Consider the following 14705-nt stretch of genomic DNA (forward strand, 5'->3'; position numbering starts at 1 on the left):
CGGGCGCGGGCGGACCGCGCGGTCAGACCGGGATGTCCTCGGGCCGGTCCTCGTCGAGTTCGAACCAGACCGTCTTGCCCTCGGGCTCCGGGCGCACGTTCCACTGGTGGGCCAGCAGGTCCAGCAGGACCAGGCCGCGGCCCGAGGAGGACATCTCGCCGGGGGCCCGCCGGTGGGGTACGTCGTCGCTGCGGTCGGTGACCTCCACCCGCAGCCGGCGGTGCTCGGGCGTGCCGCTGATCTCGGCCCGCAGGACCGCCGCCTGGTCGGTGTGCACCAGCACGTTGCCGAGCAGCTCCGAGGTGAGCAGCACCGCCGTGTCCACCTGGCCGGGGCCGGCCCAGTCGTGCAGCAGGCCCTGGAGCTCGCGCCGGGCGTCGGACAGCCCGCGGGCCTGATCCTGTTCGAGCGTGAGGACGAGCCGCCGCTCGGGCGGGACGGCGGCCGGGCCGCCCACGTCCCGGCGGAGCAGAAGCAGCGCGACGTCGTCCTCGGTGAGCGGGGCGGGCCGCGACCGGTCACCCGGCTCCCGCGGCGTGACGACCGCGTTCAGCAGCCGGTCCGCCATGGCGTCGAGGTTCTCGGACGTCCCCGGCGACAGGGCGCCCCGCACCCGCAGCCACCCCGAGTACATGTCGTGGCCGCCGCTCTCGATCAGACCGTCGGTGCACAGCATGAGCACCTCGCCCTCGTTCAGGGTGAGCACGTTGACCGGGTAGTCGTCCTCGCCGAGTCCGAGCCCCAGCGGCAGCCCCCCGTCGAGGTGTTTGAGCAGGCAGGTGCCGTCCGGCAGGCGCAGCACGGGATGGGGGTGGCCGGCGCGGGCGACGCGCAGCGTCCCGGTGGCCGGGTCCGCCTCCAGGTAGATGCAGGTGGCGAAGCGGTCCTCGTCCAGCGCCGCGAGGAACTGCGAGGCCCTCACCAGAACGGCGTCCGGCCCGTGCCCCTCGGCCGCGTAGGCGTGGATCGCCGTGCGCAGCCGGGACATCAGCCCGGCCGCGTGCAGGTCGTGGCCCTGCACGTCGCCGATCACCAGGCCCAGCCGGCCGCTGGGGAGGGTGAGGCTGTCGAACCAGTCGCCGCCGACCATGAGCCCGCCGCCGGTGGGGACGTACCGGGCGGCCACCGTGAGGCCGTCGACGCCCGGACCCACACGGCTCATACTGCTGCGCAGGCTCTGCGAGAGCGCCAGATCCGCCTCGTCGGTGTATGTGCGCTCGATGGTCTGCCCGAGCAGGCGCGCCACCGTGGCCAGCAGCGCGCGGACCCCCTCGGTCATCTCCGTCGGAGCGCCGAATCCGGCCACCCACACGCCCGTGACCTGCCCGTAGGTGGTCAGCGGCAGATAGGCCCACGCCTCCTGCGTGTCCCCGCCGCGGGGTGTCCCCGCGGCGGGGAACCGGTCGGCGAACTCCTCGGCCGAGGGCAGGAACACGGCCCTGCCGGTGCGGAGCGCCTGCGCCGCCGGATGGCCGGCCGTCAGCGGGACCGCGAGGTCGTCGACCCCGCGGTCCTCGAACCCGAGCCGGGCCACGCAGTGCAGCCGCTCACGGTCCGAGCGGAGCACCACCTGGCCGTCCAGCGGCAGCGAGCCGTCGGCCAGCCGCGGGACGAGCGCCAGCGCCTCGCGCAGCGTGTCCGCGCGGGCGAGCGCGTGCCCGACCAGAAGGTCGGTCTCCCGGCCGCGCATCCGGTCGGCGAGGTCACCGGAGCCGTCCCCGGCCGGGCCCGCCATCCGGTTGAGCGCCGCGATCTGGCGCGCCCCGGCGTCCTCCTCGAAGCTGCGGTCCTCCCGCCCACCACCCACCCGTGCCCTCCCGTCCGCGCGCCACCGTCCTGTGATCTCCCCATGCTCCGTCCCGCCCGCGTGCGCCGCCTCCCCAGCTCGGCAGGGCCCCGCCGCCGCCCCGTCCCGGCCGCACCCGTTCGGGTCACCGGGCGCGCGCTCCCGGAGACCCGGCGGCACGGTGTTAGTGCCGATCGCGTCCACCGGTCGGCGGCGTGATGCAGCAGTCGCGGCACCACCGGTCACGGTGCCCGGCCGGCCGGTTCCCGGGAGCGTTCACCAGGAGGTCTCGTGCACGACAAGCCGCTCCTCAAGAGCGTGGGTGAGCTGCTGCGCCGGCGGCACGGCGTCTCCACGCGCGCCGCCCGCGCGACCCGGGACGGTTTCGTCCTCGACAACGCCAAGATCGCGGAGTTCGTCTCCGGGGAGATCGGCACCGAGGACGAGACGGCACTCGCCGACGAGGTCGCCCGGATGATCCCGCACCACTGGGACCTGCCCACGAAGTCGGTCGAGGCGCTGACGCCGCTCGTCGACCATCTCGGCGGCCAGCCGCAGCTGATGGTCTGGCTCGACCACCATCCGGGCCTGCCCCGCCTGACGGCACGGATCTACGTCCTGCTCGGCCACCTCGACCAGTACAGCGAGGACCGCGAGGTGCTCGACGCGGTGCGGCACGCCAGGTCCCGCACCCCCGAACCCGCCGGTCTCCGCGGCTACCTGATCCCCGAGACCAACGACGAAACGCTCGGCGGGCTCGCCTTCCGCGTCGAGGAACTGCTCGGCGACAACCGGCAGCAGGACGCGACCGCGCTCGCGCTCACCACCGCGGACTGGCTGCGCCGCGCGGCGCGCGACGCCGAGAACCCGACGGCCGACGTCCGGGAAATGGGCGAGCTGATGGGGCACATGCACCAGGACATCGCCGAGGCCGCACCGGCCACGTGACCCGCGGGCGCGGGCAGCGGCGTCGTCCGAGGAGCCCGGCCCGGCCGACTCCGCTCCCGCCGCGGACCGGCATCGGGCAGGATGGCCCCATGGCACCTCTCAGCGCACCCACGGCCGGCCGGGACGCGTCCGGTTCGGTGCTCTCGCTGTGGTCGCGGGACTCCGTCCTGTCGATCGGGTCCGCGGGTTCGGTGCTGTCGGTCGGCTCCGTCGGTTCGGTGCTGTCGGTGGGATCGGTCGGCAGCGCGCTCTCCCTCGGGTCGATCGGCTCCTCACTGTCGCTGATCTCCGCGGGATCGTGGCTGAGCACGGGATCGGTCCTGTCCGCGCAGTCCCGGTGGTCGGTGCTGTCCTGGCGCTCCTCCCGGGGCCTCCTCGCGGCCGGGGTCGTCGGCGCGGTGCTGCTGCTGTCCCGCCCGCCGCGCGCGCCCCGTACCGGCTGATCGGTCCACGGGCCGGCCCGACCCGCCGACAGCCGCGCGGAGAGGCGCGACGGTGGGCCACGGCGTGGCGCGGGCGGCCCGCGAAGGCATCCGCCCGCCGGGTCGCACGCCGCGCGGCCCGCGGATCGGGCCGCTCACACCGCCCGGTCGTGCTCCAGCTCGCGCTTGAGATTGCGCAGCGTGATCGCGATGTTGCGTTCCTGGAACTGCGCGAACGTCTTCCCCGACGTCACGATCCAGTCGAAGGCGCGGGCCGCGAACGCCGGCCAGGCCCGGCGGTCGTCCGTCCACGTCTCCGTGACCCGTGTGCCGCCCTCGACGGCCTCGAAGCGGTACTCCCACGTCGCGATCGGGGCCCGCAGACGAGGACGGCCCACTCCGATCGCGCGGACACGGAAGGCGAAGCGGACCCCGGGATCGGCCGCGACGACCCGGCACCGGGTGACCCAGCGGAAGACACCCCGCTTGTTGCGCCCGACGAAGGTGCTGCCCTCGACCGCCGGACCGGCCGGGCCGTCATCCGTCGTCCCCCGGTTCTCCGGACTCCAGCGGCCCATGTCGGCCGGGCTGCTCACCGCCCGGAAGGCGGTCTCCGGGGACACGCCGACGACGATGCTGCCGCTCACGGTGAACACACGGGTCATGGCGATCCTCCCGACGGGACACGGAACTACCGACGAGTAGGGATCATGGCACGCACCGCGCCGCGCACCGAGGGCAGGGTCGTCGCGCGACGGCCGGTCCCGGAATGCGGGACCCCTCGGCGCCGTTCCCCCTCCCGGGGGCTCACACTGGTCGGGAAGGTGCTCCGGGCAACGGCGCTCGGCACGACCGGACACGGGAGGCGCGGGCGGACCGCGGCCCCGCCTCTCCCGCGTCCCCTGCCCGCTGTCCCCGAAAGGTTCCCCCGCACCATGCCCTTGGCTCTCCTGGCCCTTGCCGTCGTCGCGTTCGGCATCGGCACGACCGAGTTCGCCACGATGGGGCTGCTGCCCCAGATCGCCGACGGGATCGACGTGTCGGTACCGCAGGCCGGCAACGTCGTGTCGGCGTACGCGCTCGGCGTCGTCGTCGGCGCGCCCGTGCTGACCGGCATCGGCGCCCGGGTGCCGCACAAGAAGCTGCTGCTGCTCCTGACCGGGCTGTTCGTGGTCGGCAACGTCGCGTCCGCGCTCGCACCGGGCTTCGGCACCCTCTTCGCCGCCCGTTTCCTGGCGGGGCTCCCGCACGGCGCCCTGTTCGGCGTGGGCGCCGTCGTCGCCTCGCGCCTCGTCGCCCCCGAGCGCGCCGCCCGAGCGGTCTCCAGGATGTTCCTCGGTCTCACCGTCGCCAACATCGTCGGCGTTCCCCTGTGCACCGCCCTCGGCCAGCACCTGGGCTGGCGCGCCGCCTACGGCGCGGTGGCCGTCATCGGACTGACCGCCCTCGCGGCGCTGGCCGCCTTCGTCCCGCACCAGCCGCGCGGCGCGCAGTCCGGCATCCGCCACGAACTGCGCGCCATGGGCAACCGGCAGGTCGTGATGGGCCTGGCCACCGCGGTCGTCGGCTTCGGCGGATTCTTCGCCGTGTACAGCTACCTCGTCCCCATGCTCACGCACCTGACCGGAGTCTCCGGCACGTCGGTCACCTGGATCCTCGCCCTGTACGGCGTCGGCATGACGCTCGGCACGCTGCTCGCCGGACCGCTCACCGACCGGGCCCTGCGCCCGACGCTCTACGCGGGGCTGGTCCTGCTCGCAGTGGGCCTGGTGACCTTCTACTTCTCGGTCCACAGCACCGTGCCCGCCCTGCTGACCATCGTCTTCATCGGCGCGATGGGCTCCCTGATCACCACGCCCGTCCAGATGCTCCTCATGGCCAAGGCGCGGAACGCGCCCACCATGGCGGCGGCCTCCAACCACTCCGCGTTCAACCTGGCCAACGCCGGCGGTGCCTGGCTCGGCGGCCTGGTCATCTCCGCCGGCTGGGGCTGGGCCTCGCCCAACCTGGTCGGCGCGGCGCTCGCCCTGGCGGGACTGGGCCTCGCGTTCACGGGCGGGCTGATGGACCGGGGGCAGCGGCGGTCCGCGATCGTCTCCGAGGGGATGCCGGCCGCGGAACGCGAGATATCCGCCCCCACCGTCTGAGCGATCGGGCCCACGTCGTCGGTGCCCCGGCTACTCGGCCCCGGTCGCACCCTCGGCCGCCGGAGCCGCCGGAGCCGCCGGAGCCGCCGGAGCCGCCGGAGCCGCCGGAGCCGCCGGAGCCGCCGGAGCCGCCGGAGCCGCGCGTGGCGTCCGTCGGATGTCGCCGTTCGCGTCCTGCGGGGCGCCCGTCGGCGCTCCGGAGGACGGCGGCCCGCAGGCCGCCCCGGGACCCCACGCCTCCGGCGGGCGCAGCGCGACCCCGTTGCTCCGCAGCACGTCGCGCAGGTCGAGGATGAGCGGGAACACCTCGTGGTTGCGGTCCTCGCCCTGCTCGTCCCAGGCGCGCTGCTCCGCCTCCACCGCGGTCCTGTCCTGCGCGAACACCCGCTCGGTGAAGCGGCGGATGAGGGGCCAGGCGAGATGGATGGCCCCCGGGACCGACGGCTTCGCGATCGTGAGCAGGCCGTAGGCGTGGTTCCGGCGCTGCTCCGCGTCCTCGGGCACATAGGCGGCCCAGAGCGAGAACGCCGGGAGGTCGCCGCCCTCGGGGACGCCCCGCAGCGTCTGGTACGGGTACTCGGTGCGGATGGTGATGACGTCGGGGGTGTCCCGCCCGCCGACGCCCTCCGAGGAGAGCAGCCCGGCGCCCCGGTCCTTGCGGCCTCCGGCGGGGACGAAGCGGTAGCGCGCCTCGACGTGACGGGTCCCGGCCTCGTAGCCGAGCAGTTCGGGACGGATCCTGCCGAGCACGCTCCGGTGCAGGAACTGGTGGTTCATGTCGAGCAGGTTCTCGTGCATGAACGAGTAGTGGCAGTGGACCGTGCGCGAGAACGTCATCGTCCGGTGGGCGGGCGAGTGGTACTCGGGCAGCCGGGGGAAGGCCGCGGCCTCGGCCCGGCCGGCGTCCCCGGGGAAGACGAACACCAGGCCGTACGCCTCGCGGACGGGGTAGGAGCGCACCCCGCGCGGCGGTCGCTCGCAGCCCTTGGGCAGATACGGGATCTGCGAGATGCGCCCGTCGCCCCGGTAGGCCCAGGCGTGGTAGCAGCACCGCAGGATGTCGCCCTCGACGACGCCCATGCTCAGCGGCACCTGCCGGTGCGCGCAGCGGTCCTCCAGGGCGTGGACGACGCCGCCGCGTCCCCGGTACAGCGCGATCCGACGGCCGGCGAAGGCCGTCGCGAAGGTGCGTTCGCGCCGAACGCTCCGTGAGGTCGCGACCGGATACCAGTGGTCCGGCGCGATCCCGGTCCGCCGGAGATCGGGCACCGGGCCGCCGGACGTCCGCGGGCGTCCGTCCGCGCCGGGCCGGGGTGCGGCGGTGACGGCTCGGTCCGGCCGGTCTGCTCCGGGTCGGTCGGGGCGGGCCTGGGTCATGGTCTGGGGTCCCTTGCGTTCGGGCGGAACATCCTGACGTGCGTCGGGCCGTCTCTCGCGGGCGCGGCGTCCCGCCCGGCGGCACCGCGCCGGAGACCCGCGACCCGCGGGGTGCGCCGTCGCCGTCTCGCGGGGGGCCTCCCGCCCACGGTCGCCGGGGCTCCGCCTCACGGCAACCGTGGGGGTGCGTTGGTGTGGCAGCGGCGCGTCCGGCGGGGTGGGGGCGCGGCGCGGACCGGAGCCGTTCGAGGAGCTCGCGGACGAATTCCGCGTGCCCGGGGAGGGGACGTCGCTCCGCGGGGCACCCCCGCTGCCGTCCAGGACGCGCAATCGGTTGCGTGAGGTGAGCGCCGGTATCGGAGGGGCGAGCACCCCCGGGCTTTGCAAGAATTTGCGTGACCTGCGTTCAGGTGTGAGGGTCCGGCGCGGTGCTGCATCGGGTGCCCGCGGTGAGCGTCGGCGCAGGGGCCGGGGGAGTGGCGGGTCGGGCCGCGAGCGGGCGTGGTACGGCGCTGTCTCCACGGCTTGGCGGGCTGAGGCGGTGAGTGTCGATCCCCTGTCCCGGTCGCTCGCTCCGTGTTCGGGACGTGACGGGAGGTGCCCTCCCAGACGGGTCGGCTCCTGCACCGGGTACTTCCGGTTCGTCGGGGTCCGGACGGACGTGAAACTTGTGGCGCACGGACCGTAGACGCCTGTGCATTGCTCTGCAATATTGCGATGAATCATTGCAAGAAGCTGCGCGCGCTCACGTGAGGCGTGCAGTCGTCCGGGGACGACGACACCGTGCCGTCCCGCATACCGGACCGCGCCACCGCTCTGCCAGGAACGAGCCGACCTCGCCGCCCCTCCGGCGCGCGAGCCTCCGCAGGGAGTGACCCCGCATGACTGACCACCAGCCGAGATCGTGGAGACGCCGCGCAGCGACCGCTGTGCTCGCCTCCGCCGTCATGGTTCTGGGCCTGCCCGCCGTGGGCGCCAACGCCGCCGGCGGCCCCGACGCCGCCGCGGACAGCGCGACCAGGGCCGGAAGCGCCCGCGAGGCCCACCAGGCCGCCAACGTCACCGACGGCGACCGCGACACCTACTGGCAGGCCGGAAGGAAGTCCGCCCAGTGGGTGCAGACCGACCTCGGGCGCACCCGGCGCGTCCGCCAGGTGGTGCTGCGCCTGCCCGAGCACTGGCAGACCCGCAGGCAGACGCTGGCGATCCAGGGCAGCGCCGACGGCAAGAGCTTCGCCACCCTCAGGTCGTCCGCCCGGTACGTCTTCAGCCCCGGCAACGGCAACACCGTGAAGGTCTCCTTCCCCGCGACCCTCGCCCGCTACGTCCGCGCCGACTTCAGCGACAACTCCGCCGCCCCCACCGCGCAACTCGCCGAGATGCAGGTGCTCACGAGCGCCGCCTCGACGCCCAACCTCGCCCAGGGGAAGCCGTTCACCGAGAGCGGGCACGCCGACGTGTACGGCGCCGCGAACGCCGGTGACGGGAACCGGGCGACCTACTGGGAGAGCAGGAACAACGCCTTCCCGCAGTGGATACAGGTCGACCTCGGCTCCTCCGTCAAGGTGAACCAGGTGGCCCTGCGGCTGCCCGCGGGATGGCCGAGCCGGACCCAGACCCTCAAGATCCAGGGTTCCACCGACAACCAGAACTTCACCGACCTGACGGCCTCCAAGGCGTACACCTTCGACAGCGGCAACGACCAGTCGGCGACCATCGGCCTCGACACCACCACGACGCGCTACGTCCGCGTGCTGATCACCGCCAACACCGGCTGGCCGGCCGGCCAGGTGTCCGAACTGGAGGTCTACGGCCCCGCCACCGGCGACACCCAGGCCCCGACCGCGCCGACGAACCTCGCCTACACCGAACCCGCCACCGGGCAGATCAAACTGACCTGGAGCGCGGCCACCGACGACACGGCCGTCACCGGGTACGACGTCTACGCGGACGGCCAACTGCGCGCCGGCGTGGCCGGAAACGTCCTGACGTACACCGACACCCAGCCCGCCGGCGCCGACGTCACCTACTACGTGCGGGCCAGGGACGCGGCGGGCAACGCCTCCGCGAACAGCAACAGCGTCACCCGCAAGGGGGCGACCGGCGACACCACGGCCCCCACCGCCCCGGGCAACCTCGCCTTCACCCAGTCCGGCAACGACGTCAAGCTGACCTGGCAGGCGTCGAGCGACAACGTCAAGGTCACCGGCTACGACGTCTACGCCAACGACCGGATCGTCACCTCCGTGGCGGGCGACGTCCTGACGTACACCGACACCCCCTCCCCGACGGCCACCGTCACCTACGCCGTGAAGGCGAAGGACGCCGCCGGGAACGTCTCCACGGCGAGCAACAGCGTCACCCGCACCGGCTCCACCGGAGGCGGGTCCAACCTGGCCCAGGGCAAGCCCATCGACGCCTCGTCCTCCACCTTCACCTACGTCGCGGCCAACGCCAACGACGGTTCGACGAGCACCTACTGGGAGAGTGCGGGCGGCGCCTACCCGGCGACCCTCACCACCCGGCTGGGCGCCAACGCCGACCTCGGCCAGGTCGTGGTCAAGCTGAGTCCGGACGCCGCGTGGGCGACGCGCACGCAGAACATCCAGGTGCTCGGCCGGGACCAGGACGCCACGACGTTCACCTCCCTCGCCGCGGCGAAGGACTACACGTTCTCGCCCGCGAGCGGCAACACGGTGACCATCCCGGTCTCCGGCACCGCCGCCGACGTCCGGCTCACGTTCACCTCCAACACCGGCGCGCCCGGCGCGCAGGTCGCCGAGTTCCAGGTCGTCGGCACCCCGGCGGCGAACCCCGACCTCAGGGTCACGGGTATCACCAGCACCCCCGCGGCCCCCGTCGAGTCGGACGCGATCAGCCTGACCGCGACCGTCACCAACAGCGGAACCAAGGCGTCCAAGGCCACCGACCTGAACTTCACCCTCGGGGGAACGAAGGTCGCCACGGCGGACGTCCCCGCCCTCGCCGCCGGCGAGAGCGAAACGGTCTCCGCGAGCATCGGCGCCCGCGACGCGGGCAGCTACTCCGTCGGGGCCGAGGTGGACCCGGCCGGCAAGGTCATCGAGCAGAACGAGGCGAACAACACCTTCACCCGCTCCGACGCCCTCGTCGTCAAGCCCGTCTCCAGTTCCGACCTGGTGGCCGCGCCCGTCGCGTGGTCGCCGTCCAGCCCCTCCGCCGGGGACGACGTCAAGTTCACCGTCGCCCTCAAGAACCAGGGAACCGTCGCCTCCGCCGCGGGCTCGCACGGCGTGACCCTGACGGTCCAGGACTCCAAGGGCGCCACCGTCAAGACGCTCACCGGCTCCTACAGCGGCGCCATCGCCGCCGGCCAGACCACCGCTCCGGTCAGCCTCGGCACGTGGACCGCCGGCAACGGCAAGTACACCGTCAAGACGGTCATCGCCGACGACGCCAACGAACTCCCGGTCAAGCGCGCCAACAACACCACCAGCCAGCCCCTGTTCGTCGGGCGCGGCGCCGACATGCCGTACGACATGTACGAGGCGGAGGACGGCACGGTCGGCGGCGGCGCCAAGGTCGTCGGCCCGAACCGGACCGTCGGCGACATCGCCGGAGAGGCGAGCGGCCGCAAGGCGGTCACGCTCAGCGGCACCGGCCAGTACGTCGAGTGGACCACCCGGGCGGCCACCAACACCCTGGTCACCCGCTTCTCGATCCCGGACGGCACCAACACCACCCTCAACGTCTACGTGGACGGCCAGTTCCTCAAGGCCATCGACCTGACCTCGCAGTACGCCTGGCTCTACGGGAGCGAGACCGCGCCCGGCAACTCGCCCGGCTCCGGAGCACCGCGCCACATCTACGACGAGGCGAACCTGCTCCTCGGCAAGACCGTGCCGGCGGGCTCGAAGATCCGTCTCCAGAAGGACGCCGCCAACACTTCCACCTACGCCATCGACTTCGTCAACACCGAACAGGCGACCGCCGCCGCGAACCCGGACCCGGCCGCCTACGCGGTCCCCGCGGGCTTCTCCCACCAGGACGTGCAGAACGCGCTCGACAAGGTCCGGATGGACACCACGGGCAAGCTCGTCGGCGTCTACCTGCCCGCGGGCGACTACGAGACCGCGAGCAAGTTCCAGGTCTACGGCAAGGCCGTCAAGGTCGTCGGAGCCGGCCCGTGGTTCACCCGCTTCCACGCCCCGTCCTCCCAGGAGAACACCGACATCGGCTTCCGGGCCGAGGCGACCGCGAAGGGCTCGACGTTCGCCGGCTTCGCCTACTTCGGCAACTACACCTCCCGGATCGACGGTCCGGGCAAGGTGTTCGACTTCTCCAACGTCTCCGACATCACGATCGACAACGTCTGGGTCGAACACATGGTGTGCCTCTACTGGGGCGCGAACACCGACAACATGACGATCAAGAACTCCCGCATCCGTGACACGTTCGCCGACGGCGTCAACATGACGAACGGCTCCACGGACAACCACGTCGTCAACAACGACGCCCGCGCGACGGGCGACGACAGCTTCGCGCTCTTCTCGGCCATCGACTCCGGAGGCGCCGACGAGAAGAACAACCTCTACGAGAACCTGACGTCCACCCTGACCTGGAGAGCGGCCGGGATCGCCGTCTACGGCGGCTACCACAACACCTTCCGCAACATCCGGGTCGCGGACACCCTGGTGTACTCCGGCATCACGATCTCCTCGCTGGACTTCGGCTACCCGATGAACGGCTTCGGGACCGATCCCACGACGATCGAGAACGTCTCGCTGGAGAGAACGGGCGGCCACTTCTGGGGCTCCCAGGTCTTCCCCGCCATCTGGGCCTTCTCCGCGTCGAAGGTGTTCCAGGGCATCCGGGTCAACGACGTCGACATCGACGACTCCACCTACGGAGGCGTCATGTTCCAGACCAACTATGTCGGCGGGCAGCCGCAGTTCCCGGTCAAGGACACCGTCTTCACCGACATCTCGATCACCAACTCCAAGAAGAGCGGCGACGCCTTCGACGCCAAGTCCGGGTTCGGCATCTGGGCCAACGAACTCCCCGAGCCCGGCCAGGGTCCGGCGGTCGGCGAGGCCACCTTCCGCAACCTGCGGATGAGCGGCAACGCCCGGGACATCCGCAACACCACCAGCACGTTCAAGATCAACGTCGAGTGACCCGCGAGGTGGACTGACACACCGACGGCGCGGGGCCGCCCTCCGAGGAGGACGGCCCCGCGCCCGTGTCCGCCGCCGGCCGGGGAGGGCGCCGCCGAACGGCCCCGTCCCCGGTCCGATCCGGAGCGGCTCCCGCTCAGCGCGGGATGTCGATGTGCCGGGCCAGAGCGGTCACGCTGAGGTCCCCGTGGTCGACCCATTCGGGGAAGGCGAGGGTCTTGTGACGGGTCGAGGCGGGCGGGGTGATCTCGAGGTAGGACGCGTGCACGGCGTCGTCGGTGCCCGCGTTGGCGTGCGTCCAGGCCACGACGGCCTCCGCGCTCTCGCCGTCCTCCAGGACCAGGGTCCGCTTCCCCGGGTTCGCCGCGTACCAGGTGTCGCCCCAGTGGGTGTGCGAGGTGAGCGTCCTGTGCGCGGAGTCCTCCAGGCCCAGGCCGGGGAAGCCGCGCAGCGCGCACGTGGTGCCGCTGAGATTGCGCAGCCTCACCACGACGCCCTCGTGGTTCATGCCTCCGGCGAGCTTCTCGCCGAAGGTCGCCTTGAGGGCTGCGGCGGCACAGGTCGGGGTGGCCGTGCCGGTCCGCGCGCCGCCCCCCGCGGCGTTGGCGACGCCCGCTCCGGTCAGGCCCAGGGCGGCGGCCACGGTCGCGGCGAGCGCGGCGCGGCGCAGCCGGCGGTCCCTGCGGCCGTCGCCCGGGGCGGTGACGGCGTTCTGGTCGGCGGTGCTGTGGCGGTCGCTCATGAGCATGCTCTCCACTCCTGTTCACCGGCGCGGGCAGAGGTGCGCCCGCGCCGTCGGTCGGTGCCGTACACAAGGTCCGATGAGCGGCGGGCGGGAAAAGTTCGCGAGAGAGCGAAGAAATCTTCGTCCGGCTGACCGGGCGCGGCCGGACCGCGTCAGCGCGGGGGGTCGGTTCGGGCGAGATCGACGTCGTCGAACAACTCCAGCATCCGGCCGAGGACGTGCAGACACGTGTCGACGTCGGCGCCGGTGAGATCGCCGCGGGCCCCTCGCAGCAGAGCGTGCTCGCGCTGCGTCACGGCGGTGATGGCGTCCCGTCCCGTGCCGGTCAGCCGGATCAGCGAGGACCGCCGGTGCGCGGGGTTGGGGACGATCTCGACGAGACCTCCGGCCGCGGCCTCGTTGACCATCCGCTGGACGAACTGCCGGCTGAGCGACTGGGCCCGGCCCATCTGGGGGACCGTCAGGGGCCCGTGTTCGCGCAGCAGGTCCAGCACCGCCCGGACGCCGGCGGGCAGATCCGGCGAGGCGTCCTGCTCGATCTTGCGCTGGACGCGCCGGTAGAGGGGCCCCACGACCGCGAACACCTCCATGAGGCGTCCGGGCAGTTCGTCGGGGGTGAGGGGGCGGGAAGCGTCGGCCATACGGCCATCATGACACTCGGGTTGTCATGATGGCCGCGTTATGACACCTTGGTTGTCATGACCGAGATCGCGCGGCCCGACCAGGCCGTCCAGCCCACCCCCGTGTTCGACGTCTTCGCCTCCGGCGACGGCCCCCTGGCCTATCGCGACGAGGGGCCCCGCTCGGGGCGCCCGGTCGTCCTGCTGCACGCGGGTTTCGCGGACCACACGGAGTTCGACGACCTGTTCCCGCTGCTGGCCGGCCGGGGATACCGGGTCATCGCCCCGGACGCCCGCGGCCACGGCTGGTCCGCGAACGCGAGTCGGCCGTTCCGCCAGACCGACGACCTCGCCGCCCTGCTCGGCCATCTCGGCCTCGCGGGCCCGGCGACGCTCGCGGGCGTCTCCATGGGGGCGCTCATCGCCCTCGACACCGCACTCGAACACCCCTCCCTGGTCGAGGCGCTGGTGGTGAGCGGCCGGGGTCTGGGCGAACCGGAGGCGGACGATCCCTGGTCGGCGGCGCTCGGCCGGGCCCAGGCGGAAGCGCTGGCCGCCGGGGACGTCGCCGCATGGTCGCTCGCGAGGGCCGGCTGGGCGGCGGGACCCACCCGCACCCTGGACGATCTCGACCCGGACGTGGTGCGCCGGCTGCGGGAGATGGCCGTGCGCACCCTCTCCAAGCACACCCCCGACGAGCCGGACCTGTGTGTTCCGGTGACCGACGTGGCCGCGCGTGCCCGGGACGTCGCCGTGCCGGTCCTGGCCGTCAACGGCCGCCTGGACGCGCCGGGCTGCCTGGCGACCGTGGCCGCGCTGATGGCGGCCGTGCCCCGCGGGCGGGTCGTCGACGTCGAGGACGCCGGTCACCACGTCCCGCTGGAGCGGCCGGAGCGCTTCGCCCGCGCTCTCGTCGACTTCCTGTCGGAGGGGCGCGAGGAAGCGGCCGGTGCGTGACGGGGCCGGCTGGGTCGCGGTGCCCGCGGCTCCAGGGCGGATGCCGCCGGGGCTGTGCACCCTGGACGGTGAGTGCTAGAGTCGATCTTGAGCCGGGCGGTGCGAAACCCGGTTCATGCTTGCGTCGGTGGTCCAAGGAAAGACGCCCCGCTTCCTGCGGGGAAATGCAGGTGCAAGGCCTGCCCGGCGCTCTGTGAAGACCCTGCCCCATGTCCGGGGCGGGGTCTTCTTCGTTGTCCCGGCGAGTCTCCGACCGGGTCCTGGTGCGGCGGCTGTTACCCACTTTCGGGTGACGGGGCGGCGGCGCCCGGGGTGGCGTGGCCTGGCGAAAGGGCTCCCGCAGGCAGTGGCGGCAAGGGTTCACCCCCGGCGCGGGCGTCAACTTCGTGCCTACATCACCTAGATGGACACTGCAATCAAGGGTCACCGAAATGTAGGCGAACGGCTACGCGACGCACGTCTCGTTCACATCGTGGCGCCGGCGTGGGCAAGGTGTGAATGCGCGGCCGACCGGCCGCCACCCGCACGCCGCACAACACGGCCGGAA

The 14705-nt window shown here is 72.9% G+C and carries 10 protein-coding genes; 5 read left to right on the forward strand and 5 right to left on the reverse strand.

What is annotated here, in order from left to right:
* Positions 1-22: 22 nt before the first annotated feature.
* Positions 23-1807 carry a SpoIIE family protein phosphatase gene (locus ACGFS9_RS01615; protein WP_393249672.1) on the reverse strand — a complete coding sequence of 595 codons (1785 nt, stop codon included), beginning with the start codon at positions 1805-1807 and terminating at the stop codon, positions 23-25.
* 270 nt (positions 1808-2077) lie between these two features.
* Here ACGFS9_RS01615 and ACGFS9_RS01620 point away from each other — a divergent pair, with 270 nt between their 5' ends.
* Positions 2078-2734 carry a hypothetical protein gene (locus tag ACGFS9_RS01620; protein WP_393249674.1) on the forward strand — a complete coding sequence of 219 codons (657 nt, stop codon included), beginning with the start codon at positions 2078-2080 and terminating at the stop codon, positions 2732-2734.
* An 89-nt stretch (positions 2735-2823) separates the two neighbouring features.
* Positions 2824-3177 carry a hypothetical protein gene (locus ACGFS9_RS01625; RefSeq protein WP_393249676.1) on the forward strand — a complete coding sequence of 118 codons (354 nt, stop codon included), beginning with the start codon at positions 2824-2826 and terminating at the stop codon, positions 3175-3177.
* Positions 3178-3311: 134 nt separating this feature from the next.
* On the opposite strand, the gene ACGFS9_RS01630 is transcribed toward ACGFS9_RS01625, so the two are convergent.
* On the reverse strand, positions 3312-3821 hold the full coding sequence (locus ACGFS9_RS01630; protein ID WP_393249678.1) for an SRPBCC family protein: 510 nt from the start codon (positions 3819-3821) through the stop codon (positions 3312-3314).
* Positions 3822-4091: 270 nt separating this feature from the next.
* Here ACGFS9_RS01630 and ACGFS9_RS01635 point away from each other — a divergent pair, with 270 nt between their 5' ends.
* Positions 4092-5303, forward strand: a complete 1212-nt coding sequence (locus ACGFS9_RS01635) for an MFS transporter (RefSeq protein ID WP_393249680.1) — start codon at positions 4092-4094, stop codon at positions 5301-5303.
* Positions 5304-5333: 30 nt separating this feature from the next.
* On the opposite strand, the gene ACGFS9_RS01640 is transcribed toward ACGFS9_RS01635, so the two are convergent.
* A complete protein-coding gene (locus ACGFS9_RS01640) occupies positions 5334-6680 on the reverse strand; it encodes a Rieske 2Fe-2S domain-containing protein (RefSeq protein WP_393249682.1) in 1347 nt (448 codons plus the stop codon).
* 881 nt (positions 6681-7561) lie between these two features.
* Here ACGFS9_RS01640 and ACGFS9_RS01645 point away from each other — a divergent pair.
* Entirely contained in the window at positions 7562-11836 is a 4275-nt protein-coding gene (locus tag ACGFS9_RS01645) for a discoidin domain-containing protein (protein WP_393249684.1), read from the forward strand.
* Between the two features lie 136 nt (positions 11837-11972).
* Here ACGFS9_RS01645 and ACGFS9_RS01650 read toward each other — a convergent pair whose 3' ends face one another.
* Positions 11973-12584 (reverse strand): DUF4232 domain-containing protein, encoded by a 612-nt coding sequence (locus ACGFS9_RS01650; RefSeq protein WP_393249686.1) that lies wholly within the window; start codon positions 12582-12584, stop codon positions 11973-11975.
* Between the two features lie 149 nt (positions 12585-12733).
* Positions 12734-13222: a MarR family winged helix-turn-helix transcriptional regulator gene (locus tag ACGFS9_RS01655; RefSeq protein ID WP_393249688.1), complete on the reverse strand. Its 489-nt coding sequence runs from the start codon at positions 13220-13222 to the stop codon at positions 12734-12736.
* A 57-nt stretch (positions 13223-13279) separates the two neighbouring features.
* Between ACGFS9_RS01655 and ACGFS9_RS01660 the strand changes: the two genes are divergently transcribed.
* Positions 13280-14158 carry an alpha/beta fold hydrolase gene (locus ACGFS9_RS01660; RefSeq protein ID WP_393249690.1) on the forward strand — a complete coding sequence of 293 codons (879 nt, stop codon included), beginning with the start codon at positions 13280-13282 and terminating at the stop codon, positions 14156-14158.
* Positions 14159-14705 lie beyond the last annotated feature (547 nt).

The sequence above is a fragment of the Streptomyces sp. NPDC048566 genome (assembly GCF_043199735.1).
GTDB lineage: Bacteria > Actinomycetota > Actinomycetes > Streptomycetales > Streptomycetaceae > Streptomyces.